This is a genomic window from Psychroflexus planctonicus (assembly GCF_014640195.1).
Taxonomy (GTDB): domain Bacteria; phylum Bacteroidota; class Bacteroidia; order Flavobacteriales; family Flavobacteriaceae; genus Psychroflexus; species Psychroflexus planctonicus.
Window position 1 is genome coordinate 1 of record NZ_BMGM01000020.1, and the last position, 3,337, is coordinate 3,337.

Below are 3,337 nucleotides of genomic sequence, written 5' to 3' on the forward strand. Positions count from 1 at the left end.
AAAAGTTCTATGACATATTGATTAAGAGAAGAGCAAAAATATGGAATACTTGATTTATTGAGTATTTTAAATAATAAGTATCAAACAAAACTAATAGAGTTAAAGTTAGTTATGCGAATATAAAAGGTATAGATAAGTTTGTTAAGGGCGTATGGTGGATGCCTAGGCTCTCAGAGGCGATGAAGGACGTGATAAGCTGCGAAAAGCTGTGGGGATTGGCACATACAATATGATCCGCAGATATCCGAATGGGGCAACCCGTCATGTTGAAGGCATGACACCCGCCGTAAGGCGTGGGGCAAACCTGCTGAACTGAAACATCTAAGTAGGCAGAGGAGAAGAAAACAACAGTGATTCTGTAAGTAGCGGCGAGCGAACGCAGAATAGCCCAAACCAGTGATGTTACGGCATTACTGGGGTAGTAGGACCATGATATTTGGTTATATATTGAACTAGAATAAGTTGGAAAGCTTAACCGTAGATAGTGATAGTCTAGTATAGGAAAGGTATATAATTGATAATGGTATCCTGAGTAGCGCGGGGCACGAGAAACCTTGTGTGAATCAGCCGGGACCATCCGGCAAGGCTAAATACTACTGAGAGACCGATAGTGAACTAGTACCGTGAGGGAAAGGTGAAAAGGACCTTGAATAAAGGAGTGAAATAGACCCTGAAACCATACGCTTACAAGCGGTCGGAGTTCGTCTAGGCGAATGACGGCGTGCCTTTTGCATAATGAGCCTACGAGTTATTTTACTTAGCGAGGTTAAGTGATTCAGTCACGGATCCGTAGCGAAAGCGAGTCTGAATAGGGCGTATTAGTTAGGTATAATAGACGCGAAACCGTGTGATCTACCCTTGGGCAGGTTGAAGCTGTGGTAAAGCATAGTGGAGGACCGCACCCGTTGACGTTGAAAAGTCTTGGGATGACCTGAGGGTAGGGGTGAAAGGCCAATCAAACTCGGAAATAGCTCGTACTCCCCGAAATGCATTTAGGTGCAGCATTGTAATAGTTTTATAGAGGTAGAGCTACTGATTGGATGCGGGGGCTTCACCGCCTACCAATTCCTGACAAACTCCGAATGCTATAAAATGATTTACAGTAGTGAGGGCATGGGTGCTAAGGTCCATGTCCGAGAGGGAAAGAACCCAGACCATCAGCTAAGGTCCCCAAATATATACTAAGTTGACCAAACGCGGTTCGACTGCTTAGACAGCTAGGATGTTGGCTTGGAAGCAGCCATTCATTTAAAGAGTGCGTAACAGCTCACTAGTCGAGCGGTTGAGCATGGATAATAATCGGGCATAAGTATATTACCGAAGCTATGGATTCTATACAGATGTATAGAGTGGTAGGGGAGCATTGTAATTTGGGTAGAAGGTTATCTGTGAGGGTAGCTGGACTAATTACAAAAGAAAATGTAGGCATAAGTAACGATAATGCGGGCGAGAAACCCGCACACCGAAAGACTAAGGATTCCTCAGCTATGCTAATCAGCTGAGGGTTAGTCGGGGCCTAAGGCGTACCCGAAGGGGGAAGTCGATGGACAAGCAGTTAATATTCTGCTACTTGCTTTAAGTTAAAAGAGACGGAGATGGGAATTTAGTGCGTACAGACGGAATTGTACGTTGAATCCCGAGTAATCGGGAGATAGTATACCAAAGCTACGGTGGCGGTAATAATCTAGAGGACGATCTTCCAAGAAAATCGATTAAAGCAACCCGTACCGTAAACCGACACAGGTAGTTGGGAAGAGAATTCTAAGGTGCTCGAGAGATTCATGGCTAAGGAACTAGGCAAAATGGGCCCGTAACTTCGGGAGAAGGGTCGCCCCGAGCAATCGGGGCCGCAGTGAATAGGTCCAGGCGACTGTTTATCAAAAACACAGGACTCTGCAAAATTGAAAGATGATGTATAGGGTCTGACACCTGCCCGGTGCCGGAAGGTTAAGAGGAGATGTTATCCGCCTTAGGCGGAGAAGCATTGAATTGAAGCCCCGGTAAACGGCGGCCGTAACTATAACGGTCCTAAGGTAGCGAAATTCCTTGTCGGGTAAGTTCCGACCTGCACGAATGGTGTAACGATCTGGACACTGTCTCAGCCATGAGCTCGGTGAAATTGTAGTATCGGTGAAGATGCCGATTACCCGCTGTGGGACGAAAAGACCCCGTGAACCTTTACTATACTTTAGTATTGACTTTGGATAAGTGATGTGTAGGATAGGTGGGAGACATCGAAGCTGCATCGCCAGGTGTGGTGGAGTCGTTGTTGAAATACCACCCTTTACTTGTTTGAAGCCTAACCCCGGTAACGGGGGACATTACTAGACGGGTAGTTTGACTGGGGTGGTCGCCTCCAAAAGAGTAACGGAGGCTTCTAAAGGTTCCCTCAGCACGCTTGGTAACCGTGCGTAGAGTGCAATGGCAAAAGGGAGCTTGACTGAGAGACATACAGGTCGATCAGGTACGAAAGTAGAGCATAGTGATCCGGTGGTTCCGCATGGAAGGGCCATCGCTCAAAGGATAAAAGGTACTCCGGGGATAACAGGCTGATCTCCCCCAAGAGCTCACATCGACGGGGGGGTTTGGCACCTCGATGTCGGCTCGTCACATCCTGGGGCTGGAGAAGGTCCCAAGGGTTGGGCTGTTCGCCCATTAAAGTGGCACGCGAGCTGGGTTCAGAACGTCGTGAGACAGTTCGGTCTCTATCTACAGTGGGCGTTAGAAATTTGCGTGGATCTGACTCTAGTACGAGAGGACCGAGTTGGACAAACCTCTGGTGTATCTGTTGTTCCGCCAGGAGCATTGCAGAGTAGCTACGTTTGGAATGGATAAGCGCTGAAAGCATATAAGCGCGAAACCAACCACAAGATGAGATTTCTTTAAAGGGTCCCCAAAGACGATGGGGTTGATAGGCTATAGGTGTACAGGCAGTAATGTCACAGCCAAGTAGTACTAATTACCCGAAAAACTTATCGCACAAGATAACCAGTATATAGTATAGCGATGCTATAACTCTATTAGCGAAGTTTGTTACTAAATTAAAGTCCATATCAAAGCCCAAATCTCTTAATCTATATGTTATGATATTATCCCAAAATCCTATCCTAACCTCCCCCAAAGGGAAGGAACAAAATAATTGGATAGTCTTCAAGTAAAGACATAGATTTAGGGAAACAATTTAAGGTGGTTATAGCAATGAGGCTCACCTCTTCCCATTCCGAACAGAGAAGTTAAGCTCATTTGCGCCGATGGTACTGCATTCCGTGGGAGAGTAGGTCGCCGCCTTCCTTATACTAAAAGTCCTTTTAGCAATCACGCTGAAAGGACTTTTTTT

Annotated in this window: 2 rRNA genes; both read left to right on the forward strand. The window is 46.1% G+C overall.

Annotated features, from left to right (window positions below):
- Window positions 1-131: 131 nt before the first annotated feature.
- Window positions 132-2,979 (forward strand): 23S ribosomal RNA (locus IEV72_RS13500).
- 203 nt (window positions 2,980-3,182) lie between these two features.
- Window positions 3,183-3,291 (forward strand): 5S ribosomal RNA (rrf, locus tag IEV72_RS13505).
- Window positions 3,292-3,337 lie beyond the last annotated feature (46 nt).